The 24,689-nt window shown below is 50.1% G+C and carries 20 protein-coding genes; 1 reads left to right on the top strand and 19 read right to left on the bottom strand.

The annotated features are described in order from the left end of the window. Positions 1-9: 9 nt before the first annotated feature. The 9 genes from B9Y93_RS19295 to B9Y93_RS19255 form a co-directional block, all read right to left on the bottom strand. Positions 10-2,103, bottom strand: a complete 2,094-nt coding sequence (locus B9Y93_RS19295; protein ID WP_244903485.1) for a YIP1 family protein — start codon at positions 2,101-2,103, stop codon at positions 10-12. A gap of 21 nt (positions 2,104-2,124) precedes the next feature. Further along, on the bottom strand, positions 2,125-3,012 hold the full coding sequence (locus tag B9Y93_RS19290) for a carbohydrate ABC transporter permease (RefSeq protein ID WP_085497181.1): 888 nt from the start codon (positions 3,010-3,012) through the stop codon (positions 2,125-2,127). Between the two features lie 5 nt (positions 3,013-3,017). Beyond that, complete coding sequence (locus B9Y93_RS19285) at positions 3,018-3,989, bottom strand: carbohydrate ABC transporter permease (protein WP_085497179.1); 972 nt, start codon at positions 3,987-3,989, stop codon at positions 3,018-3,020. Positions 3,990-4,010: 21 nt separating this feature from the next. Further along, complete coding sequence (locus tag B9Y93_RS19280) at positions 4,011-6,974, bottom strand: extracellular solute-binding protein (protein ID WP_244903484.1); 2,964 nt, start codon at positions 6,972-6,974, stop codon at positions 4,011-4,013. 77 nt (positions 6,975-7,051) lie between these two features. After that, on the bottom strand, positions 7,052-8,380 hold the full coding sequence (locus tag B9Y93_RS19275) for an ABC transporter substrate-binding protein (RefSeq protein ID WP_170936588.1): 1,329 nt from the start codon (positions 8,378-8,380) through the stop codon (positions 7,052-7,054). A gap of 252 nt (positions 8,381-8,632) precedes the next feature. After that, positions 8,633-10,105, bottom strand: a complete 1,473-nt coding sequence (locus B9Y93_RS19270; RefSeq protein WP_085497174.1) for a response regulator — start codon at positions 10,103-10,105, stop codon at positions 8,633-8,635. Beyond that, complete coding sequence (locus B9Y93_RS19265; RefSeq protein WP_085497172.1) at positions 10,077-11,894, bottom strand: cache domain-containing sensor histidine kinase; 1,818 nt, start codon at positions 11,892-11,894, stop codon at positions 10,077-10,079. Before B9Y93_RS19265 ends, B9Y93_RS19270 begins: the two co-directional genes overlap by 29 nt. Before the next feature lie 322 nt (positions 11,895-12,216). Beyond that, the gene (gene nfsA, locus B9Y93_RS19260; RefSeq protein ID WP_085497169.1) at positions 12,217-12,966 is read right to left on the bottom strand and encodes an oxygen-insensitive NADPH nitroreductase; all 750 of its coding nucleotides are present in this window, start codon (positions 12,964-12,966) and stop codon (positions 12,217-12,219) included. A gap of 180 nt (positions 12,967-13,146) precedes the next feature. Further along, entirely contained in the window at positions 13,147-14,112 is a 966-nt protein-coding gene (locus B9Y93_RS19255) for an SMI1/KNR4 family protein (protein WP_085497167.1), read from the bottom strand. Between the two features lie 140 nt (positions 14,113-14,252). Here B9Y93_RS19255 and B9Y93_RS19250 point away from each other — a divergent pair, with 140 nt between their 5' ends. Further along, on the top strand, positions 14,253-15,692 hold the full coding sequence (locus B9Y93_RS19250; protein ID WP_085497164.1) for a serine hydrolase: 1,440 nt from the start codon (positions 14,253-14,255) through the stop codon (positions 15,690-15,692). 56 nt (positions 15,693-15,748) lie between these two features. Here B9Y93_RS19250 and B9Y93_RS19245 read toward each other — a convergent pair whose 3' ends face one another. From B9Y93_RS19245 to B9Y93_RS19200, 10 genes are all read right to left on the bottom strand, one after another. Further along, the gene (locus tag B9Y93_RS19245) at positions 15,749-17,116 is read right to left on the bottom strand and encodes an ABC transporter substrate-binding protein (protein WP_176228983.1); all 1,368 of its coding nucleotides are present in this window, start codon (positions 17,114-17,116) and stop codon (positions 15,749-15,751) included. A 135-nt stretch (positions 17,117-17,251) separates the two neighbouring features. Beyond that, complete coding sequence (locus B9Y93_RS19240) at positions 17,252-18,076, bottom strand: PIG-L deacetylase family protein (RefSeq protein ID WP_244903483.1); 825 nt, start codon at positions 18,074-18,076, stop codon at positions 17,252-17,254. Positions 18,077-18,357: 281 nt separating this feature from the next. Continuing rightward, positions 18,358-19,467 carry an ethanolamine utilization protein EutH gene (eutH, locus tag B9Y93_RS19235; protein WP_085497159.1) on the bottom strand — a complete coding sequence of 370 codons (1,110 nt, stop codon included), beginning with the start codon at positions 19,465-19,467 and terminating at the stop codon, positions 18,358-18,360. 56 nt (positions 19,468-19,523) lie between these two features. After that, on the bottom strand, positions 19,524-20,069 hold the full coding sequence (locus B9Y93_RS19230; RefSeq protein WP_085497156.1) for a BMC domain-containing protein: 546 nt from the start codon (positions 20,067-20,069) through the stop codon (positions 19,524-19,526). Continuing rightward, entirely contained in the window at positions 20,062-20,343 is a 282-nt protein-coding gene (locus B9Y93_RS19225; RefSeq protein ID WP_085497153.1) for a EutN/CcmL family microcompartment protein, read from the bottom strand. Before B9Y93_RS19225 ends, B9Y93_RS19230 begins: the two co-directional genes overlap by 8 nt. Positions 20,344-20,358: 15 nt before the next feature. Next, positions 20,359-21,162 (bottom strand): hypothetical protein, encoded by an 804-nt coding sequence (locus B9Y93_RS19220; RefSeq protein WP_085497151.1) that lies wholly within the window; start codon positions 21,160-21,162, stop codon positions 20,359-20,361. 18 nt (positions 21,163-21,180) lie between these two features. After that, positions 21,181-21,816 (bottom strand): ethanolamine utilization phosphate acetyltransferase EutD, encoded by a 636-nt coding sequence (gene eutD, locus B9Y93_RS19215; RefSeq protein WP_085497421.1) that lies wholly within the window; start codon positions 21,814-21,816, stop codon positions 21,181-21,183. A 10-nt stretch (positions 21,817-21,826) separates the two neighbouring features. Continuing rightward, positions 21,827-22,645, bottom strand: a complete 819-nt coding sequence (locus B9Y93_RS19210) for a cobalamin adenosyltransferase (RefSeq protein WP_085497149.1) — start codon at positions 22,643-22,645, stop codon at positions 21,827-21,829. 133 nt (positions 22,646-22,778) lie between these two features. Beyond that, a complete protein-coding gene (gene pduA, locus B9Y93_RS19205) occupies positions 22,779-23,069 on the bottom strand; it encodes a propanediol utilization microcompartment protein PduA (protein WP_028596399.1) in 291 nt (96 codons plus the stop codon). A 149-nt stretch (positions 23,070-23,218) separates the two neighbouring features. Further along, positions 23,219-24,688, bottom strand: coding sequence for an acetaldehyde dehydrogenase (acetylating) (locus tag B9Y93_RS19200; RefSeq protein ID WP_085497147.1), 1,470 nt, complete (start codon positions 24,686-24,688; stop codon positions 23,219-23,221). Position 24,689: the final 1 nt, after the last annotated feature.

The following is a 24,689-nucleotide window of genomic DNA, read 5'->3' as shown; positions in this document are numbered from 1 at the left end:
CGCCCCTCCTTACACCCTTGCTCTGATTTCGGTAAAGATCGACTGGACAAATGCAATCATTTGCTGCAGCATGCTGAAGCAAAGAATGCCCAAAAACACAATGAAGAGCATGACAACCACGGTCAGAAACAGCGTGATCAGCGTCTTGCCAATGCTGTATTGATGGACTGTCATCATGCCGACAAAGAGCAGCCATAAGAACCAAATGACAGCAATCGTCTCCATCAGATAATAAAAAGGAGCCTCTTCCTGGGTCATCATATTGCTGAACGCAATCTGCGGAAGATAGACGATAACGAGCGGAAGCAAGGCATAGCCAACAGCCATGACAATATCGCGGAACTTGCCTTCACCATCCATTAGCGTCGTCAAAGACCAATTCGCAATACAGAACAGCAGAAATGGCAGTACAATGTAGCTCAGCTCATCGATGCTGTTCAGCTCTGACAGCTTGTTGAAGTTGACGATAAAGCCGGCATACTGGCGCTTCATGATCATCGTCAGCATCAGCATCAGCAAGATGAGCATGGCAATCTGCATTCGCCCCTTCTGCTCATACTTCATCTCCCAGAATCCGTTGAAGGGAAGAAAAATCGTATAGAAAGGCGCGGTAATGACGCCCGTATCCACATAATAGGCCTTGGCCCGATGTCGAACCCACAGCACACGGCCGGCTACTGCCAAAGCTGCAGCCGCAAGCAGGCTTGTCATAATGGTTCCAAAATGGTTCCACAGCACTTCCTTGCGATACCGCTTGAACGCTTCCGAATAATATTTGCGATTGTTGCCGTTCTTGAAGTACTCCATGGCGAGCTGATTCTGATCCTTCTTCATCAATGCTTTGCCGATGCCAATATAAGCGATGTCGAAGTTCGCATTCAGCTGAAGCACTTCCTTCCACGCCTCAGCCGCTTCATCCGCTCTCCCATCATAGTGCGCCTTGACCGCTTCGCGAATAAGGGCGCCGTATCGCGTCGGAGCGAAGATGCTCAAGCGATTCATCTCCTGATCAAGCACGACCATCTTCTCTCCGAGCAGCGCTAAGGCAATCGGCTTCTGGAAGTTATCCCAGCGCGTGCCGATGCCGCCAAACTGATACAACAGGTTGCCGTCTCGGTCGTAAGTGAAGATGCGGTTGCGCGCAGAATCGAGTCCGCTGTACATCCCGCTGACATCAGAGACGACATCGATGAATCTAGAGCTGCCGGCATTCTGCAGATTCGCAGTGGCGCTTTCTGAAGCCTCAATCTGGATGACAGAGATGTCGCCCATCGGATTGAAGTAGCCTTCGCGCCGCAGAATATCCTCCCCGCTTGGATTAAAGCGCTTGATCGGCGTCTTCGAGTTAATTTCTGAGGATACCGCATAGATGAATCCCCGCTCATCAACATCAAGATTGCTGAACTCTACAGGTAAAAACAGCTCCATCTGCTTGGACTGCTCCTTCGTAGACAGCCGCTTCCAGAGCAGGTCCACGGGACTGAATCTAACTTTGTTCGTTCCAACGTAGCCCTTGAAGCCCCCAGCAGCATCGAATTCCATCATTCCTTCATAAGCTCCCTGCGCAATAACATAAATGCGGTTCGCCTGATCCACATAGATCTTGTTCGGGAAAAATTGAAAGCCTTCTGGCAGAACACTCGACTCTGGCGATTCGATGATTTGAAGCAGCTTCCCCTGCTCATTGAGCTTCACGATTCGCTGATTGTGGGTATCTGCGACATAGAGATTCCGTTGATGATCGACATACAAGCCATAAGGCTTGTTGAAGCCATCCTCTCTTCCGTCGCGCATAAAGGCTTCCACCGTTCGAATGAGCTTTCCTTGCTCATCCAGCACCACAATCCGGTTGTTGCCGGTATCCACGATGTACATGCGATGATCATCGGCTACAAATACATCCTGTGGCGCATTCATCTCCCCAATGCCGAGATCGGTTCCGTAAATATGCTTTTCCGCAAGATACGGGTAGGGTGCAGGCTCCGCTTCGCCCCAATAGGAATAATTGTAGCCGTAATCAGGCAGTGCATAGGCAGAAGGCGCAAGGCCAAGCACCAGGCTGATCAGAATAAGAACGGAGGTCAAGCTTCGGATCAAAGCCAATATAAGCTCCTCCTTTCTGCATTAGTCTTTGAGTCCTGAGGTCGACATCGTCTGAATGACGCTGCTCTGTGTCAAAATAAAGATCAGCACCGGAACAAGCATCATAATAAGCGCTGCCGCAGCCATCGGCCCTGAGCGATAGAATCCGCCCGCCAGGATCTGGCTGAACGCATAGTCCATCGTCTTCAGCTGCTCGCTGTAAACAAATGACGCGCCTTGGCCGCCGCTGCCGGTTCCCCACAGTCCCTTGAACGAAAATATAATTAAGGTCAGCCACGCTGGCTTTACCATCGGCATCACAATGCTCCAGAAGATGCGGAATTCGCTCGCGCCATCAATCTTCGCCGCTTCAATCAAGGCATCTGGAATCTGCTCCATGAATTGCTTCATCAAAAACAAGCCTAGGGATGTCGCGATGGCTGGGAAGATCAAAGCCCAATAGGAGTCCAGCAGCCCAAGCCACGACACTGTCAAATAGTTGGGAATGGCCGTTACTTGCGGTGCAAACATCAGCGAGAGCACCACGATCATGAACAGCACATTGCCGCCCGGCAGCCTCAGCTTGGCAAGCGGATAGGCGGCCATCGAAGCTAAGATGACGTGTCCGACCGTTCCTGTCAGCGCAACAAAGATCGTATTGAACATATATCGTGATAGCGGCACCCAGGTGTTGGAGAAGATGAGTCCAAGATCATAGAAGTTGTCTAAGGTAGGAGAACGGACAAAAAAGGTCGGTGGAAATAAAAACAGCTCGTCAAGCGGCTTCAGGGCGGTGCTGATCATGAAGACAAAGGGCACGGCCATAAAGAGCCCTGCTCCAGCTAAGATGAAGAACAGCACAAGATCCATCGAGAAGGAGCGGTTCAGCTTCTTCTGCCTGCGCCAGCGCCATTGAATCGTCCACTTCATCTGATCTAGTCACCTACCTTCTTCAAGAGCTTCTGAACGATAAGGTTCGAGCCAAGCATCATGATGAACAGCACCGCGGCAATGGCGCTTGCGTATCCCATCTCAAAGCGAATGGAGCCATAGTCGTTCAGATGCGTCACAATTGTATGTCCCGCGTATTGCGGACTCGGGAAGCCGACCATATTCGTGGCGACATCAGCGACGGCAAAGGAGGACGTAATCTGCATGACCGCACCGAACATAAGCATCGGACGCAGCGATGGCAGCGTAATAAACCACAGCTCCTGCCAGCGATTGCGTATGCCATCGATCGCTCCCGCTTCAATAAGGGACATATCCATTCCTTGCAGGCCTGCGATGAAGGCCAAGAACGCGGTGCCCAAGCTAAGCCACAGCTGAACCAGCATAATAATGATCAGCATATACTTCGGGTCCTGCAGCCACTGAATCGGCTCCAGAATAAAGCCCCATTTCATCAAGAACGCATTAATGTATCCAAAGGAATCGCCCGAGAATGCCACCTGCCAGATCAAATAGACGTTGCCTGATATGGAAGGAGCATAGAACAATAAGGTTATGACCGAGCGTATGCCCGGCGACAGCTCATTAATGAGCCACGCTAGAAAGAAGCAGGCAATATAGCTGAGTGGTCCTGTCACTGCAGCGAACAGAAGCGTATTTTTGAGCGCAATTAAAAACACTTCATCCTTAATAAATAAGTTCGCGTAATTTTCCCAGCCGACAAAGCTTGGAGGCTCCAGAATGTTGAAATTCGTGAAGCTGAGTCCAAAGGCCATCAGCACGGGAAAGGCTGTGAAGACAAAGAAGAGAACGAAGTAAGGCGCAAGCAGCATGTATCCATGCCGCTTCAGCTTTATTTCCCGCAGCACCTGAGCCACTCTCCCCTTCTCGGGCCCGCCTAGATACACACCCGAATCCGCCTTGTGCTCCTGCACGCCTTGATTGGATAGGGACATATGAGAACTCGCCTCCTTTCTCTAATATGGCAATCCGAACTCTTTGCGCTTTTTCTTAATCTCATCATTGATGTAGCGTGTATAGAGGTCGATTGCCTCCCGCGGGTCCTCGTTAGAGATCACGACGCTGCGGAACGCATTGTCGAGATGACGTCCCGTGAAATATCCGCCTGCCACCTCTGGAATGCCCTTTGCCCACTTCCACTGCTCCATCAGCGTCTTATAATGCTGCACCTGCCAAGGTATGCGGGCCACTGCCTCCAGATTGGCAGTCGCATTGCGGCCGGAAGGCCCAAAGACGCCTTCAAGCTCCAGGCTGTATTTGGCTTGTGTCTCCGTGCTGGTCCACCACTTCAAGAAGCTCCACGCTTCATCCTTGTGCTCGCTTTCGGCCAGCATCACGGCTGCCGTGCCGCTTGTCGGCACATCGCGGCGAATCGTGCCATCCGGCTGCTTCGTCCCCGGCACTACGGTAAAGTCCCACAGTCCCTTCAGCTCTGGAGCCGTGGCGCTGATCACATTGAACCGGGTATAATCGGCTATCGCGATCGGCATCTCCCCGCTGCGGAAGCGATTAACAAAGTCTGTCGTGAGCGGCAGCTTATACGTCGTATAGAGATCCGTCCAATCCATGAACGTCTTAATCGCAAGCTCAGTATCAAGCGCACTTTCTTTGCCGTCATTCTTGTACAGCTCGCCGCCATTCTGGTACAGCATCGTGCCGAAGGTGGCATTGACCGGCAAGGAAGAGCTGTCCTGCACATTCGAACCCAAGCGCACGAGCACCTGAATCGGGAAGCCAAACAGCAGATTGTGCTTTTGCAGTTCTGGGATCATGGCAAATACGTCCTCCCAGGTGTCAGGCACTTCCATGTTCATTTCCTGTAAAATATCCTTGCGGTAATAGAGCACAGAGAACGATTGATCAATAGGCAGGCCATAGATGCCTCCATTGAACCGATAAGGCACCATCGCACTCTCATGGAACTGCTGCTTCACCTCATCAAAGCCAGGATATTTGGACAAATCCTCCACCGCATGGCGAAGCGCATAGTTGACCGGCTTGTCATCCGGCAGCGAGAACGCAACATCCGGTCCGCGCCCGGCAAGCATGGCTTGCAGCAGCACGCCTTCGCTTACGACTTGAATGTCGACGGCGATGCCCGTCTCGCTCGTGAAGGATTCGTCAATGAGACGCTTCGCGATCTTTGCTTGGTCCATCCCTTGAGTCATCCACAGCGTAATCTTCTTATCGCTTCCATCAGCCGCGCCGAGCACATTGAAGTCCGTAAAGAACGACAGCATGAAGGTGCCGGTGCTGTGCTTAACCTTGCTCCAGAAGCCGGCTGAGGCGGATGGCAGTCCTTGATCCGGCGAAGCAATGACCAGATAGTCAATCGACAGCGGCATATAGTTTATCGAATAGATCCAGTCTCCAAGCGAGCTCGTATTGGACTTGAACGTTTCGAGCCGCCTTGCAATCGTCTCTGGATGCTCGGCCATATCACGGAGCTGCACCATAAGCCGAGTCAGCGCAGCCGTTCGATCTCCGCCTCCAGAGAGGCGCTCGGCCTGCTTAACCACCGCTTCCAGCACATCGGCCTGTTCAGCCATCACCGCAACCAGCTCAGGAATCTTTTTCTCCAGCTGATAATCCCGGTACTCATCTGGAACCGCCCCCGTAATCATAATGATGCGCCGATAGATGCGATTGAGCTCAAGCACGCTTGATTCCACCGTGCGAAGCAGCATCGCCATCTCGCCTAAGGTAACCTCCAGCTTGATCTCATGCTTGCCTTCGCTAAGGTAGAACAAGTACGGCTCAGTCTTAGTCGAGGAGCCCTGTGCTTGACCCAGCTTCTTCATCTCCCATCCCGTAGAGAAAGGAAAGCTAACACTGCCCATTTCTGCAAAAGGAAGCTTCCCATCGATGTACAGCTTGCGATAAGAGGTCATGCCTCGCTGGAAGCTTTGCTGCGCCTTGATGCCGATATGATAGAGCCCGTCCTTCGGGACCTCGATTTCCCAAGTCATCCATTGCCCGGCATTGGACCAATTGTAGCCGCCAATCGTGTTCAGGCGAATCTGGGAGATATGATACGGCTCGGTCGCGGGGCTGCTGCGGTCCATCATCGGATACAGCACTTGGCTCGACTTCAGCGCTGCCGCTTCACCTTGAATCTTAATGAAGACATCCGAAGCTTCTGTGTATCCTTGCTTATCATAATCAGCAGCTATCTCCGCATAAGGCTGTGCTTCTTCCGGCTGCTTCAAGACAATGGTATCGATCAGCATCTTCTCCTTGGCAGAGACGAGCGTAAGCGTGTGCTGACCTTTTGAAAAATAGAACTGATACGGCTCTGTATGGCGCCCGTCTGCGCTTTGGACAAACATGTCCTGCCAGATTGGCTTCTCCACCTGCTTCTGATACAGATCGTTGCCGCGCGTATCCCGCAGCATATCGCCTTCACTGGTCCATATCCGCCGAAACATCAGATTTTTGCTCTCTGCAAAGGGAAGCTCTCCATCAATGCGCAGCTCGCGGTCCATATCCGCTCCTTTGCCCTCTAGCTGATAATAGCGAATCGCCATCTGGTACAAGCCTTCCTGCTTAACATCAAAAGTCCATGTGATGCTTCCTTCCTCATCCGTCTCCACGGCTTGCCCGGCTAAGCCAGGAAGGCCCTCAACGATGCGAGGACTCATCCCCTCCGCACTCGAATAGCTCTCTCCTTCAATCACGATCGCGGCATCAGGTCTTGGCGCTTGCTCGTGCAGGGACAGGTATTGATCGTAGCTGCCCTCTTGATATGGAGCGGATATTGCTTCAACGGTGCCGGCCGCAGAAGCTTCCTCCGCATCTGCCTGTGTCGATCGCGAGGAGTAGAACACACCCGGAACAATGCATCCCGCTGCTATCGTCATCGCCAGCACAAGCTTCATCCAACGCCCTTTAACGGTCGAACTGCTGTGAACAGAGGCCACTGCCATCCTCCTCCCATCTAAGAGAGACACCCCATGCGACATCGGCGCTGCTGGGGTGTCCCGCTATGGCTCTGTAATTATTTCTTCAGGGTCACATCAATGGCCGCTTGCGCTAATGGCTTGATTCGAGCCAGCTCACTGGCAGGTGTGCCTTTGCCATTCATAATATTGTCGACAGCCTCGCTAAAATAGTTCTCAAAGCCCTCGTAGGCATAGAACTGCATCACGGTGCCGTTGCCGAGCATTTTTCGAAGCGAATTCAAGCCTTCTTGATTCCTGAAGTTGGCTTCCTCGCCGCGAATGACCTGATCAAAGCCTTTCTCTTGATCGCGCTCATAGAGCTCCATCCATACCGCCATGACCTCCTTCGGATTCTCGACATCGCTCATCAAGTGCCACATATTGACCGTGGTCGGCACCACATATTTGTCGCCCTTCGGTCCTTTCGGGTAGAACACATAACCCCAATCATCGGCCATGCCGCCGTTGAAATCATAAGCAGCCCAGCGATAGCCTGGATAGAAGAGCGATGTTCCTTCCGAGAAGGCTCCCCCTACGACCTTATGCACGTTGTAGAGGTCTGACACGAATTGGATGGCTTCCATCGTTTCCGGGGAGTCAAAGGTGATCTTGTCATCCTTGGTCACATAGCCGTTGTTGGAATAAATAAAGGGCAGAGTAAGCGAAAGCGGCGTATCATAAGGCGTCACACCGAATACCCCATCCTTGGTCACCGCCTTGGATAGTTCTAGGAACTTATCCCAAGTCCATTCCCCCTTCTCCTGCAGCTCATAGGGGTCCTCCAAGCCGTTCTTCTGAATCAGCGTCTTGTTGTAGTAGAATCCATTGCCGTTGTTGTCGTTATAGGTGAAGCTGTATTGCTTGCCGTTGTATTTACCGTAGGTAAGCATTATATTGTTCCAGTTCGGATCGTTCAGATCAACCAAGTCTTCGATGTTGCGAATATATCCCTCGCTGACCATCTTCGGGATCGACCATTCAAGCGGGATCATAATGATATCGGCAAAAGGCTGACCCGCTACGGATGTCGTAATGATGCGGGACTGAATCTCGTTGAAGGGCACGGTCACATATTCAATCTTGACATTGAATTTCTCCTCTGCCTTGCGCTGAAGCTCCTTTTCCTCCTCAGACAAGTAGTTCTCCATTCCCCACCATTGCCCGATACGGATCGTTCTGCCCTTGAGATCAATCTTCTCGTCTACTGGCGCGGCCTTAGGATCGCTCTTCTCCTCATCCTTAGGCTCCTCTGCCGTCTCCTTGTTCTCCGTGACGGCTGGCTTCGCATCTGGCTTAGCTGCATCGTTTGCCGTTCCTGATGAACAGGCTGCAAGCAGGACAATCATCGTGATCATCAGCAGCTTCAGAAGCCACTTCTGCTTCATGTCAGTTCCCCCTATCATTCATTTTGATTCGTTACCCATTGCCATTTGCGTTCATCATGCAACCGAATGTAACCGATTTCCTACTGAACACTTCTCATTGTAGAAGATCAAGACCACTCTCGCATATTTAGCCATCATCGTTATTTCTCTCCATAAAAAAAGCCCCTGTGCCGGGGCCTTCGATCTATTCGCCAGTGTTTATCATTCCGTCTAAAAATGGTCCATATCGTTACTAATAATAAGACATACCGCTCATCGCATTTCCGTTCTAAACTGGGAGGGTGTCTTGCCCATCAACTTCTTGAACATCTTCGTAAAATAAAAGTAATCCATATACCCCGAGCGCTCCGCGATCTCCCCAACCATCAAGTCCGTGCTTCCCAGCAGCTCACAGGCATAGGTCATTCGAAGCCTTGCCGTATAGGCTGTGAACGTCTCACCCAACTCCTTCTTGAACAGCTGGCTAATATAACTCGGGTTCGTATAGAACTGCTGAGACAGCGACTGAATAGAGATATCCTCGGTAAAATGCTGATTTACATAGATCAAGATGGTGCGGAATGTCTCATTGCTTGTATGGATCACGTCATGGTCCTGCGCCTCCAAGATCGACCTGGCCACACGCTGTCGAAGATCCTGCAGCATATCCGTTACCGAAGGATAGGTCATCAGCAGCTGTTCGCGATTCACGAGAAGCTGCTCCTCGTGGTCTGACCGGAAGCAATACAAGAATGCATTGACTACATGATACAGCTGCAGCGCGTGCTGCGCCGTTAACGCCCCTCCTGCAAAGAGCTGAGACAGCTCGTCAAAGGAACGGTGCACCCCTGCCATATCGCCTGCCCGCATGACCTCATCCATCTGCTTCAACAGCCCTTTGAAGGTGTCCGTTAGGCTCGGCTCTCTTCTTGCAATCATACATCCGCCGCGAATAAAGTGCTGATCAGCAAGCTCATTGGCTTCCTTGATCGCTCTGCGCAGGTCTAAGCGTGCAGTTGAACGCTCGCTGACGCCGATGCCATAGATCTGCTGATTCTCTTGCGCCATCAGCGAATGCAGCAGAGGACCTCGGTCGGGGTCAAGTTGATGAAGCATCGGCTCCAGGTCAGCCAGAGGAAGCAAAAAAAGATGCTTCATCCTACCAATCTTCGCATAAGGATAAGCCTCCGGAAGGCTTGGTCTTGCCGTACCTGAGGTAGACAGCACCAATATGCCAATAGCATCGCTCTCCTGCTTGATCACAGAAAGCTCCTGAAGCTGCTGGAACAGTCCGTGCTTGAGCTCGTCACTAGGGTCCTCCATATAAGCAAGCAGCTTTGTTTCGATATCGGTAGCAGCCAAGCTCGCCGGCGCTCGCTTGATCTTAATTCTGCCTAATATCGATTCAATCTCGCCTTCGTCAAAGGGCTTCAGGCAGTAAGACATCGCTCCGTAGGCCAGCGCCTTCTGGGCATAAGCGAACTCAGCATAGCCGCTAACCACTACATAATCGACAAGCAACGATCGTTCCTTGCCGCGCTTGATAAGCTCCAACCCGCTCATGCCAGGCATGCGTATATCTGTGAAGACAACATCCGGCTGCAGCGTCTCCATTAGAGTCAGGGCCTCCGTACCGCTGCACGCGGTCCCGATGACCTCGAAGTCATGTGTTGCCCAATCAATGCTCGCCTTGAGACTTTCAACGACCCAAGGCTCATCATCTACCAGCAATACTTTTATCTTCATGGTGCACCCCCGCTTTTGCTGAAAGTGTTAGCTGTACCCAAGTGCCCTTGCCCGCCACGCTGCGTACGGCAAGTCCATATTTCGATCCATACATCAGCTTGATTCTTGCATTCACATTTGCAAAGCCGATGCTTCCCTTCCCTTTGCCTGACAGCAGGTCCTGCGGGGATTCGAGCAGCATGGACTTCAGCCATTCCAGTCGATCCGGCTCCATGCCAACCCCATCATCCTCTACGATGAGGATGAGATCATCTGCTGTGCTCTTGACAGCTTGAATGCGAAGCAGCCCTTGCTTCTCCTTCAGCTCCAACCCATGATACACAGCATTTTCAACAATAGGCTGGAGAATCATCTTCGGTACGAGACAATCAAGCGCTGCCTCTTCTGCATCCAGCTCAACATGGAATCTAGAGCCAAAGCGCAGCCTTTGGATATGAAGATAAGATTCGATAATCGACAGCTCTGTCTGCAGCGGGACCATCCCATCTCCTTTGATGCTGTAGCGAAAAATGCTTGCTAATGCTGCCGCAGAGGCGCGAATCTCCTGCGCCCCCTTCACTGCTGCCATGCCTTTAATCATTTCCAGCGTGTTGTATAAAAAGTGCGGGTTGATCTGGCTGCGCAAGTAAGACAGCTCGGCTTGCTTTCTTTCGAGTTCTGCCCCAAGCAGCGCAGTATTGGCATCAAGCAGTTCCTTCGTCAGCATATCGATCTGATTCATCATCTTATTGAATTCATTGGCCATCACGGTAATTTCTACATAGCCATCGAGATCAATGCCATGCTTCAGCTTGTCCAGATTGCCATGCTTGATCGTATTCATATACATCATCAGCTTCTTAAGCGGCAGCAAAATATTGTTCGTCAGAATGGCAAACAGCACCAGCATGACAATGCCGCCAAGAACGAAGATAATACTAAAAAAAATGCGAATGAAGTTCAGATCCCGCATCAGCACATCCTTCGGAATGATGCTCACAATCGAGCTTTTCAGCTCAGGGAGATACTCCCCCTTCGCCATATAGGTCCGTCCATCCCATTGAAGCTCCTGCTCATCATGATTCGTGAGGGCTCGCTGTGTGTACAACTCCTCCAGCTCTTTCTCAAGGCCAGCTGTGTCACCGCTAGCGATAACCCGATCCTCCTGATCCATAAAGAAGGCTTGGGAGTTCATCTCCTGTGAGATGCTGCTGATCCCGCCCATCAGCGCCTTGGGAGAGACGACAAAAAACAGCGTGCCTATGGATGCATTGAACCGCTCTCCAGGCTGTGCGTACTTGATATTGACCCCGATAAGGAAAAGACTCGTCGTGGAGTATTGATCTCCTGCATCCTGCACCGTGTAATATTGAAAAGCCCCTTCATCAGTGAGACGTCCTTGATAAGGTGTCGTCAATCTCCTGCCGCCTCCGATATCCATCCAGCGCCCTTCATGGCCCAGCAGCAAAATATCGAGGATGCCTTCCTTCAGCGTCCTTGTATTAACGAGCAGACTCTCCACGCGCTTGCTCAGCAGGAAGCGCTGAACCTTGTCCTCTTCAAGGAGAAAGCTCTGGACATCCGCATTAAACGCAATATTCGTCATTAACCGCTCCAGCACATCCTTGTTCGCATAGATCGTTTGCTTCATTTGAAGAATAAGATCGCTCGTCGCCTTGTTGTTGTTTGATTGAATGATCTTCGCCATCTGAAGATAGCTTGCCGATAAAATAATAAGCACAATCAAGGCCAGGGCAAGGGCAATGAGGGTCAGCTGTGAACGAATGGTTAGCTTGCGCAGAAGAGCCACAATTCCCTCTCCTTCGTCTCGTAAAGTGTCGTCCGCAGCCCCTTAACACAGCAAAGCTCCCTTGTCTATCCCGTCTGATTGTTCATCACACTGCATGCCAAGAGAGCTGTAGAAGGATTCTGCGGTTGTTTGTCTATTTGCATGTATTCGCTGCCCCTCATTCAAATTCCTTCTACTATAAACGTGTAGAGTTTCTAAAGAAGCCCTGCGCTCGCTTCTATCAAAAGCCCCTCTTCATCAGAAAAGGGGCTTCATCGTGATATCCATCTATCGATTCATTGTGTAGTATCATCTGTTACAACGGCACCTCGCAAGGAGCCGTTTATTGGGTATCCATGTCTTGGCTCTGGACATATTCTTTCATATAAGCACGGCTCTTCTGCGTCAGCATCTGAGCAATCTGGGACGTCCAGCGGTCTGCTCGCTTGCCATTCGTACGTTCCTGATAGTAAGCGGATATGATCGCGTTATACTGCTCCAACTGCTTGCGAGTCTCCACCGCATTCGTTTGGTAGCCATTCTCATGATAGACAAGCTCCATTGGCAGTCTAGGCTTCTTGTCCACCATCTGGGCAGGGTGTCCAACAACCAATCCAAAGAGCGGTATGACATGCTTCGGAATGCTCAATAGCTTAGAGACCTCATATAGATTGTTGCGCAAGCCTCCGATATAACAGATGCCAAGACCCATCGACTCAGCCGCAATGGAAGCATTCTGCGCTGCCAGAGCCGCATCGATTACCGTAATCATAAAGTTCTCTGTGGAGGACAGCGTGTCTCCAAGATCGACTCCCTCCATCTGTGAAGCGATCTCTAGGCGATGCGCATCCGCACAGAAGACAAATAGATGTCCATTATGCTCCACATAGCTCTGATTGCCGGCAAGCTCTGCAAGCTTCGCCTTCTTCTCCTTGTCCGTGATGCCAAGGATGGTGTAGGCTTGCAGCAGGCTCGACGTTGAAGCGGCTTGCGCTGCCTTTACAATCGTATGAATCTCTTCCTTAGTCAGTTCTTGGTCCTTAAATGAGCGCACCGAGCGGTGATCGATGATTTGGGCAATGATATCATTCATGCGAGTCTATTCCCTTCTTTCAATGTGTTTTTGCTTCGAATGTCACTTCCATCCACAGGTATATCCCGTGGAGTAATGCCCTCTTGGGACATCATCATGTTCCCTGTTGTCACCTTAACATCAGCCTCTTCACTAACCTCCCCTAAATAAACATAGATGAGGTTAAGCAAGCAGGCTCGTTTAATGCTCCAGCAGTGTCTTGATTAGCTGCTGCCGCGCCTCATCCGTCAGCCGGATCTGCTGGTCATTAACAGTCACAACGCCCTCCTTGATGCGAAGATCCAGCCAATCTGTGATAAAGGATGGGGCATAGCCGCCAGTGCTGAATTCGCCGCCGAAGGCGATCATGCTCGGATAATCCGCGAGATACTGTTCTCTTGTTATGCTTCCACCCTTGTGTTCATACAGCCAAAATTGAATGTCATACATGAGCATCGAGAGCTCGTCCGCATGGAGGGCAAAATAGCCTTTTTCATTCGTAATGCGTGTGCAGATGCTGCGGATCTTCGCTTCCATTCCTTCCAGCTCCGAAGCCTTCTCACACAGCTCTTGGAGCAATGGCGAAAAGGCCCCTTGGGCGACCCGCTCCAAAGCCCTTGCAAAGTCCTCCTCAGAGGTATCATACGCATCCTCGTGAATCAGACCTCTGACAAACGTTTCGAAGTCTTTGGCAAGAAACGTAATCTCATAGTCCGCTTCCTGATCGACATGAATCACCTCAGGCTCTCCTTCAGGACCACACTTGCGATAATCCAGCATGACAACATCATGGCCAGCCGATGGACAGTCGCAGATCACGACGCCAATATTCGGATAACCCCAATCCTCGATCATGAAGAGACTGCCAAACTCTCCGCCTAGGGAATTCGCCTTCTCCCTCCCGATGCCAAGAATTCCGCTGATGGCAATATGGTCCTCTGACCATGAGGTCGGCTCCTCCGTCGGAAAGCAAGCATTTACCGGCACGCCGCCATTGCGATGCTTCATTAAGGCGATGTATGATGCCGGCAGCTTGTAGCCAAGCTCCTCCTCCATCGACTGGATGAGCTCATCCGTTGGTGGATCGCTCTCGTATTCCTCATGGGCGTATTGACTATTCTCCCAAAAAGCATCTAGGTTCATATCAGCATAGAACGCTGGGTTCATTGCACTCACTCCTATGTACACCAATATAGAATCGCTGTTCTACTCTATTGTAATAGGTAAATGTTGTCTTGTAATGCTTCACCCTATATGATAGCGTATTCATATATTAATCACTTCCAAATCATGGAGGCTCCAACCGAATGAATAACGAACAGCTCGCTGCCTTCCGATCTTATGTTCAAACCGAAATGGAAAAATGGCAGGTGCCCGGCCTATCCATCGCAGTCGTGCAGGGCAATGAAGTCATGATGGCAGAAGGCTTCGGCTACCGCGATATCGAAAAGAAGTTGGCAGTGACACCTGATACTTTATTTGCGATCGGCTCCTGCACTAAAGCCTTTACCGCACTTGCGGCAGGTCAACTTATGGAAGAGGGTAAGATTGATCTCGATACACCCGTCATAAATTATTTTCCAGCGTTCAAGATGCATGACCCTGTTGCTACAGAGCAGCTTACCCTCCGCGATATGCTCTGTCACCGGTCAGGACTTCCAAGACATGACCTCTTATTATTTAATGAAAAGCTTTCTAGAGAGGATCTTATTGCTCGATTGAGATATCTGGAGCCTAGTCAGCCGATTCGGTATAAGTTCCAGTATAATAATCTGCTAATAACAACGGCAGGACATATATTAGGACTTATGGAAGGCACTTCATGGGAACAGGTCATTCAGAATTATATTTTGGATCCTCTCGATATGACCGAATCTTGCATGTCTATATATGATTTGAAGCAAAGTGCAAATCATGCCGTTCCCTATATTGAAAAAGAGGGTTGTATCGTCTCAACGCCCTACCATAATATCGATGCATTCGGTCCTGCGGGCTCCATAAACAGCAATGCAAAAGAGATGGCCTCTTGGGTTCTCATGAATCTGAACAAAGGCCGTTATAAAGACCGGACTCTTGTATCAGAAAAATATATTGCTGAGATGCAGACCCCACTCATCAACAGTCATTCCTATGTGAATCAAAAGGAGTTTCTTGTGAGCTGTTATGGGCTTGGTTGGCTGATTGAGCCGTATCGCGGTTATCAGATGATTCTGCACGATGGAGGCATTGACGGATATTCAGCCCTCACTGCTTTTTTACCTAATAATAATGTTGGGATCGTGGTTCTCACAAATAAAAACAGTACACCTCTGCCGAGAATGATTGCCTTCAATCTGTTTGATCGTGCTCTTGGGCTAGATGAGGTTGATTGGAGCGGCCGCTTCTGGGAGGATTATGAGCGTGCAAACTCCCAAGAAGAAGAACAGCAAGCGCAAATATGTAAATCGAACCATCAGCAAGCAAGCAGAGCGTTGCTGGAATATGCAGGAACTTATACTCATCCTGGATATGGGGACATCTTCATTACGCTCCGAGATGAGAAACTTCATATGAAGCTGTATGCCTTTGAATCCGTTCTTTCTTGCAAAGACCGCAGCACGTTTAGGCTGGATCTTGACATAGGAATGATGGTGGTTCCTCTGAGTATGACTTTTCAAGAAAGCTCAGCAGGAAAGATTGAGTCTCTCTCCATGCCCCTCAATTATGAACAAGGCGCGAAAGAGATCGTTTTCATAAAACAGCTATAAACACACAACAAGAAACCCTTGAGCTCCTCACCTGCTCAAGGGTTGCGTTATGAATTCTATTGCTCCGCTCTTGCCTGATCCAGCTTCTTCTGCAGCACCTGCTGCATGTTGGCGAGCGCATCCTTGACAGGCACATCCTGCTCGATGATATCCGTCATCGCTCTAGCCATCTCTTCATAGACATCTCCCCCTTGATTCGGGTAGACGTTCGGAATCAAAGCCCAGATATCCTTCGTATCGGTGGCAGGCTTCAGCATCGTAAACGGAGCAGCATCCCAGTCAGCAATCTTCTCCAAGCCCATGCTTCGAACAGGCAAATTGTTCGTGCGTGCCATCTGCTTCGCAACCTCTTCGCTCATTAAGTACGACAGTGCCTTCCATGCCATATCCTGCTGAGCAGATTGCGCATTAATGCCGTACAGCCCGCTAAAGCTGATAAATGGAGACACATCCGGTCTTGATGGATCTACCGGCATGGTTACAACCCCCACCTCAAATGCAGCATCTCCTCTGACGGCTTGAGAGGTCACAGGCCCTCCCACCTGCATGCCAACCTCTTGAAGTGTAAATGGATTGTCTGCTGACAGTCTCATCGTTACTTCTTCCTTCACCGTATGCAGCGCCTTCGAGCGAATGGCATCAGCAACCGTTTGATATACCTTATGCCATCCTTCTGAATCAAATAAGATCTTTTCTTGTCTAGCATCAATAATGCGCAGCCCATAAGTGCTGGCTACCTGCAATATCGAATCCTGAAGCCGGGGGAAAAAGCTGTCCGACAGCCCATACATCGGCTTCTCCTCCGTGCCTAATTGTGCGATGCGAGCACCAAGATCATACAGCTCTTCCCACGACATCTGGTTTCTTGGTTCTTCGATCCCGTTCTCTTGGAACATCGTCTTGTTGTAATAAACAACCCATGTCGAGTAGTTGGGTGACAATCCATATACCGCCCCATTGCCCAGCTTGCGGAAATAATCCATCATGGCTGGCTCAATGCCGTTCGTATCAAACTCCGTTTTCTCCATTAACGGCTCCAACTGCAGGAGCTTTCCTTGATCAATCAGACGCGTCATGAATTCTGGCTCAATCAGAATGAGATCCGGATTCTCCTTCTCGATGAAGCCAAGCAGCTTGTCCCCAGGCTCCTTCTCAGGAGATTGGTCCATTCGCATGCTCTCTGTGCCAACAACCTCATACTCCAGCTCAGGGAATTTGACAGACAGGAAATTTCCGTATATTTGATTGAAAAACTCCTCTGAATGAGCCATAATGCGCAGTTTGGGCTTCTCCTCATGTTGGACAACGGGCTCCTGCACCTCCGGCTTCTCTGCTTCTTCCTTCGAGCATCCACTCATCACTAGAAGCAGCATAGCTATACATCCCACTATGCCTATCACGTTCCATAACGGACTTCGTCTCATTGTTCTCCTCCTCATATGATTCTTGGTTCGAACACATGTGCAGGTTCTTTGATGAACAAATGAATGAATGCAAGAGCGCCATGATCTACTGACTTTAATCCAGCCTCACAAAATTAAAACGCTTTCTTAAAGGTCCTAACTTAACCCCAGCCAAGCTTTCCATTCCTCATGGCTTGGCCGATGGCCATAGCTCGCAATTTCAAAGCATTCGGCATATCGAATGTGTGCCGCTGCCTCAGCAGAATATAGGTCAGCAAGGGCAGGCATCATTTCCTCAGAAGCATGCACGTATCTCCCCCAGTGCTTCAGCAGAAAGTCCCTTTTTCCCTTGTCATCTGATGGTACCTGATCAAGAAGTCCCATCTGCCAAGGTGCGAATTCATAGAATTGCGAGGCATGAGCATGCCACGCCATCAGCTTCTTCTCCAACACAGACTCGATATCAATGGCCAAGTCCGGACGATAGCTTGCCTTCAAAGAATAATCCGGCATGAGAAGAAAGACGGGCGATTCTTCAAGTGCAGGGACATCGGGAACGGCATTGGGCGTTCGCGCCACAAATGAAGCGGCATCTCGCACAGCCATCCCCGTGTAGCGATTATCTGCATGGGCACAGCCTTCAGGATGAAATGTAACGACGATATTGGCCTGAAGCTCGCGAATATGCCGAATAATCTGCTTGCGAAGCTCAATGCTCGGAAGCAGCTCTCCATCCGGGTGATCCAGTACCATATAAGACTCAATTCCTAATGATCTTCTCGCAATCTCAGCCTCCTCGCGTCTACGTGCGATAAGGGCTTCCCCCTGCTCGCGGTAATGCCCGCAGCGTCCATCCGTCAAGGAAAGAAATTGTACTCGGGCGCCACGTTCAGCCATATAAGCCGCTAAGCCTCCGGCATAAATGTCTGGCTCATCCGGATGCGCTCCGATGACGAGCATCGATAGATTCTGGTTCATCATGAAGTAACCTCCATCATCGTTAAACTTATGGCTTATCTATTGCTAGGACAAGTCAACGTCAAATATACTATACCATAACTGATATTTTTTACCATATTAATCTACAGAAATTAAGCTATAAAAAAAGCTGCTCCGGGAATACCCGCAAGCAGCATAACAGACGATATATTAGAACCGTAATAAGAGAATTAGAGAGTTTCACCAATTGTTGCGTAAGAGATAAATGTTCATATCCTGTTGCTTCAGCTGCTCTACATGATCACATGTACAGTCAACCAAGCTTAAGCAGACTCTGTCTGCACTTCGTTTGGCTCTGGAGCCATCTTCTTCGCCAGATAGATCGCGACAAAGATAGCGGTAATTCCGCCGACAAGCTTGCCGACAATCATCGGGAAGATCATATCCTTTGCAACTCCAGCTGTAAACCCGAGATGGTCGCCGAAGACAAAGGCTGCGGATACAGCAAAAGCAACGTTGATTACTTTGCCTCTAGCATCCATGTCTTTCATCATGCCGAACATGGGAATAACGTTAGCCAGGGTAGCCACCATACCTGCTGCGGCAACCTCATTCATGCCAAGCATTTTGCCAAGCTTCATAAGCGGCTTGTTGAACACCTTGGTGATAACGAATACCATGGCAAATGCTCCAGCGAGCACGATAGAAATATCGCCAACAATCTCAATGCCTTCATGAATTGGCGCAAGGCCAGGAATGATCGTAATATCCGTTAATTGCTGAATAATACCTGCTGCAAGTCCCAAGGTCGCGACAATGACGATAAACTTGCCAAAGATCGTGAAGCCCTTGATCATGCCTTGTGGGAATCTCCACAAGCCGAGCACGATCAATACCGCAAATAGTAGAATCGGCACAAGGTTAGACAAAATCATAGATAGAGAATAACCTGCTACCAAGCCGCCGATCAAGCAGCCAATTGGAATGGTAACAATCCCTGCCAAGACGCCTGTAGCCAAGTACTTTTGATCTTCCTTCTTGATGATGCCAAGTGCTACCGGAATGATAAATACAATCGTTGGCCCAAGCATGGCGCCAAGAATCGTTCCTGCAAACATCCCTGCCTCAGGTGTCTTCGCAAGCTCCATAGCAAGCGAATAGCCGCCCATATCGTTCGCAAGAAGTGTCGTCGCGAACATCGCAGGATCGGCTCCGAGCGCGCTGTAGAGCGGGACGACGATTGGGCTTAGCAGCTTAGCCAATACTGGCGACAAGGAGATAATCCCCACCATGGCTAGTGTCAGCGAGCCCATCGCCATAATCCCCTCATCGAATTGATGACCGAGACCGAAGCGATACCCGATACACTTGTCGATGGCGCCAAGGACCATGAAGATGACCATGCCGTAAATAATAATTTCGTTGATTTCCACGAATGCTCCTCCATTCTGCTGTGACCCTGTTGTCAATAATGGTATAAACGAATGACCTATTTAAAGTGCTGTTTCATTTCCTCGGCAGGAGAACGAAGCACGGTATGATGGACAATTCGCTTTTCATCCATGGAGGAGACGAACATCTTCATGCCCTGCTCGACATCGCTTACCCTTCCTGTAAAGGCAGCAAGGAACTTGCCTCCAATGGCCATACCGAGATTCATTCTTTTCACATAAATATTGCACTGCTTCAAAGCCTCATTAAGCGCATACATGCCAGATGATACCGTAGAAGTCTCTACGATGCCAATAGCGTCCACAGGTTGCGGGGAGTAGCGCTTCTTCAGCCCATCCACAAGATCAGGATGAACGCCGTGCAAAGTAAAATCACTGATGCGAAACTCGCCTGCGGCTGTCTTCGCCGCGTTCATCGCTTCTTCTACATCAGCCGTGTCGCCACTCATAATAATGAGGAACTTGCCAGGGCATATCGGCTTCATATGATGCACAAAAACGGGAGAGGTCTTCAGCATGTGATCCGCTGTCTCATATCCTTTGCTAATACTGCGCAGCTCAACAACGCCAATCGCACTATTCATGGGACACCTCAATCGAATCCACGATGCCGACAATGACCGCGTCAACAGGGACATCTGGATTCGCAATGGAGGTGCGGGCTGCACTGCCTCGAGTGACAAGCACCGTGTCCCCAATACCTGCTCCCGCATTATCCGCGGCTACGAAATAATCACGCGGAGTCGATGCTTCGTCATGGCCATATGAGATCGGCTTCACAACGAGGAAGGTCAGGCCGTTCAGCTTGTTGTCCTTGCGGGTAGCCCATAGGCTGCCCATCACTTGTCCTACGATCATCGTCTCACCTCGCCGTTATCTTCTGTGCACTTGCATCCGCTGCATGCGCAAATAATCCTGAGCAAGCGGCGTAATGATGCAATTGCGATCAATCACAATTTCTGTCTTGCGCTGAAGCACCAGCTTCTTCAGCTCTGCTTCAGTCAGCACTTTGCGCGTCCATACTTCAGGCTTGCGGCCGCCTTCGTTAGCAGCAGACAAGGAGCAGCTGTCACTGGAGCATGCCGCATGTTCCGAATGAATGAGAGGCAAGGCGTCTGAAGCGTCCCCTTCAACGGGCGCCATAGCTTGTTCGCTCGGCTTCCCATAAGCAGACGACTCAGAGGCTGCCGGATGCTCAGGCCCATTCATCTGGAGCTCAGATTCCTTCATCACCCGAATGCCAAAGCTCTTCAGCTTGTCTACATAGCCATCATACTGCTTATACAAAAGCACAGGCGCTGAGGCTTTGTACTTTCGGTATTGCAGTCCTTCCTCCAGCACGATTACCGCTTTTCCCTTGAGCAGCATCGTCATGACAAACCGCTCACGCGCTCCAGCACTAATTGCATTCGCAAGATTAGCTAAGAGCTGAATGCACACTTTTGGAATAATGAGCACATCGCAGTCTCTTAACGCTTCCTCGTAATACTGGACCTGATAAGAAGGAGCCAGCGCACGTTCTACATCCGGTGCAGGCTCAGTTGCCAGAATTACAGCCTGCTTTGCAGCTGCTGCGCGTGTAGAAGCCTCATGAGCTGAAGCAGCTTCGAGCCTTTTCATCACTTCTTGCGTGACGGCCTCGACGATGGCAGCCCGGTCTAGAGCTTCTGTGTTCATGTTTTCACACTCCTAAACCTAGTTGCTCTTCTTGACAATCTTTCCTTTCGTGCCTTTCGTAAAGCCGCAAGCATTCGCTTCGTCATAGTCAATATGCATGTAAGTCTCGAAGTTAGGGCTTACACGAACAAGCACATCATCAAAAATGAGGGGGCGCTTGCCGAACACTTTCACTTGCACGATCTCGCCGTTCTCCACCTTATGCTTTGCTGCATCCTCAGCCTTCACGTGAATATGGCGCTGAGCTGCGATTAAGCCGCGATCCAAGCGAAGCATATGGCTTCCAGAAGCAATCACGATGCCTGGCGTGCCTTCCAGCTTGCCGCTCTCCCGAACAGGCACAGCGATACCGAGCACCACAGCATCGGTTTGCGATACTTCAACTTGAGACTCTTTGCGCTCTGGACCGAGAACGACTACATTGTGCAGGGCTCCCTTCGGTCCAATCAGCGTTACGCGCTCCTTGCACGCATACTGTCCGGGCTGGGACAGCTCCTTCGCTTTCGTCAATTGATAGCCTTCGCCAAACAAGGCATCGATCGCTTCGCGATTCAAATGCACATGCTTGCCGGATGCCTCAATCTCAATCAAAGCTTCGTCCTGCACACGCTTTACTACTTCATTCACAATGCTTTCAACCAATTGATTATCCACCATGCTCACCTCATGAGTTGTACTGTCCAGCGCGGATGCGGAACATGATAATCCAGAATAAGGAGGACAAACGATTCAATGCCAGAATGATATCTCCTCGGTCTGCATCCCCATACTCCTTTTTAAAGGCTTGATAAGCCAACAGCTCCGCTTCCCTCGTCAACGTGCGCAACGCATTTATAACAACAACCGCCTCGCCCATATCATAGCTGGGTTGAAAATGTTCCAAACCAAAGTATTTCTTAGGAAAATGAGACTGCGCCCGCAGTTCCTTCGGCGTCAGCCCTAATAAGTGAAAATCTTCGATGCTTTCATTAAGTACTTCGCTGCGTACAATTTGCCGTACAAATTGCAAGATTTCTTCCAAGTCTTCGACAAGCTTGGTCATGTTCAGCTTGAAGCAGCTCATCTGTGCTTCCATGAGTTTGGATTCCAGCGAATCCAGCTTGCCCCGGAAGATAATCCGAGGATGATCCTTAAATACTAGCGTATTGCCATACAAATGCGTCATGTGCTCAGGCTTCGTTTCCAAAAAACCGCCATTGAGCGTATGAAATCTTTTAATCCCTTTGGACGGCTTCTCGACGTCCAGATTTCTCGTGATTTGAAGCTTCACTTCCTTCGGCTTAAGCTCAGATGCCCTGCTCTTTGTCGTTGAAGCTTCTGAACCTGCCGCTTGCACATAGCGAAGCTCAATCTGATGATCGGTCAAAAAGCTCTTTGCCGATGGCGTCAATATCGTGCCTTCCGCCACTTCATAAACCGAAACCTCTTTCAGATTCTGATTGCGATAGTGCTTGCGCAGTTCACTTTCCGTAATCAAAGCCATGTTCTCACATCCTTTTGCAACGGTCATTGCGTCCGCTTTCGATGGGGCATTGGCGACAGTCAGAAGGAAAGGGTGGGACACAAGCCCTCACCCCGCCCCCATACTGATCGTTAGGCTTATTCGGGAACCGCGATTATTCAGTGATCTTTGTTTTAGGCAAGATCGCGTCCACTTCCGTGTGTGGTCTTGGAATCACATGCACAGACAACAATTCGCCTACACGCTCTGCTGCTGCAGCGCCTGCATCAGTTGCTGCTTTAACTGCACCAACGTCGCCGCGAACCATAACTGTTACAAGGCCTGCACCAATTTGCTCTTTACCGATCAATGTCACGTTTGCTGCTTTCACCATTGCGTCAGCTGCTTCGATTGCGCCTACCAAACCTTTAGTTTCTACCATTCCCAATGCGTTTGCGTTTGCCATGATATAATTCCTCCTAAGTTATATGTGAATTTTGGATAATACCCACTAGTGAAAAAAGAATTGCTATATAAGCTGAACGAATCGTCCAATTTATATCGATAAGCCGTTTGATATGAGTGTAAAAATCGCCTTCTTGCGTTACAGCTCTCTTACATTTTTTCAAGGATGCGAGCCACGATCATGCTGATCAATTCCTCTTTATCCCCAATGTTGATGTTTGCGCATTGCGGTGCTGCAGATGCTGCTGGCTCCGCCAAATCTTCCATTTCTCTCAAGCCATAGGCCACTCTGCGAATGTTCATCAGATTGAGAGGACTGATGTTGTCAGAAGTAGAGCTTCCGCCCACTGCGCCGCAGCCAAGCGTAAGAGCTGGTGCGATCGCGGTTGTTGCGCCAATACCGCCAAGCGTACCCGGCGTATTCACAAGCAAGCGGGATACAGGCTTCTTGAGCGCGAATTGGCGAACGATCTCTTCATTCTCGGAGTGAATGACCATTGTATGCCCAGCACCCTCGCCATGTAAGATCTCGATGCAGCGCTCGCATGCTGCTTCCCAGTTGTCTTCGGTATAGAAAGCAAGAATGGGAGCCAGCTTCTCGCGGGAATAGGGAACCTTCGGTCCTACTTGCGTCTCTTCGGCAATCAGCACGCGAGTGCCAGTAGGAATATCGAGGTTCGCAAGCTTCGCGATATGGTCCACGCTGCGGCCCACGATTTGCGGATTCATCGTGCCATTTGCACGCATGATGAATTTGCCAAGCTGAGCGGATTGCTCTTTTGTTAAGAAGTACGCGCCTTGCTTCTTGAATTCAGCGACAACGGCTTCCTTGCTGCATGCTTCTACAACAACGGATTGCTCAGAGGCACAAATCGTGCCGTTATCAAACGTCTTGGAATCCATGATGCGCTTAACCGCAAGCGGAATGTTCGCACTCTTCTCGATGAAGGCTGGGCCATTGCCCGGGCCTACGCCGATTGCCGGCGTACCGGAGGAATAAGCGGCTTTGACCATCGCCGTTCCGCCTGTTGCTAGAATAAGAGCAACATCCTTGTGCTTCATCAATTGATCCGTACCTTGGATCGTCGGTACCGACATAACACCAATGGCGCCCTCTGGGCATCCCGCTTGAACCGCAGCTTCACTGATAACCTTCACCGTCTCCAAAATACACTTCAGCGCATTAGGATGCGGGGAGAACACAATGCTGTTCCCAGCCTTAAGCGCAATCAGCGCTTTGTAGATAACCGTGGATGTTGGGTTGGTGGAAGGAATCAAGCCAGCAATGACACCGACTGGAACGGCTACCTCCATCACTTTGTGAGCTTGATCATCCTTCAGGATGCCAACAGTCTTCATGTCCTTGATCGAATCATATACCTGCTTCGAGGCAAAGGCATTCTTGATGATCTTGTCCTGCCAGCGGCCAAAGCCTGTTTCCTCATTGGCCATCTTCGCCAGCTTCTCGCGATTTGCATAGCCCGCATCTGCGACTGCTTTGACAATAGCGTCAATTTGCGCTTGTGTCATAGCAGCGAGCTTCGCTTGTGCTTCCTTCGCCTTTTTAATCAAATCGCGGACTTCTTGAATGGATCTTAGGTCTTTATCCAATGTTTCCATC

It is taken from the genome of Paenibacillus aquistagni (assembly GCF_900177815.1).
In the GTDB taxonomy this organism is placed as follows: domain Bacteria; phylum Bacillota; class Bacilli; order Paenibacillales; family Paenibacillaceae; genus Paenibacillus_B; species Paenibacillus_B aquistagni.
Note: the sequence above shows the minus strand (reverse complement) of the source record. Positions and strands in the feature narration are given on the sequence as shown.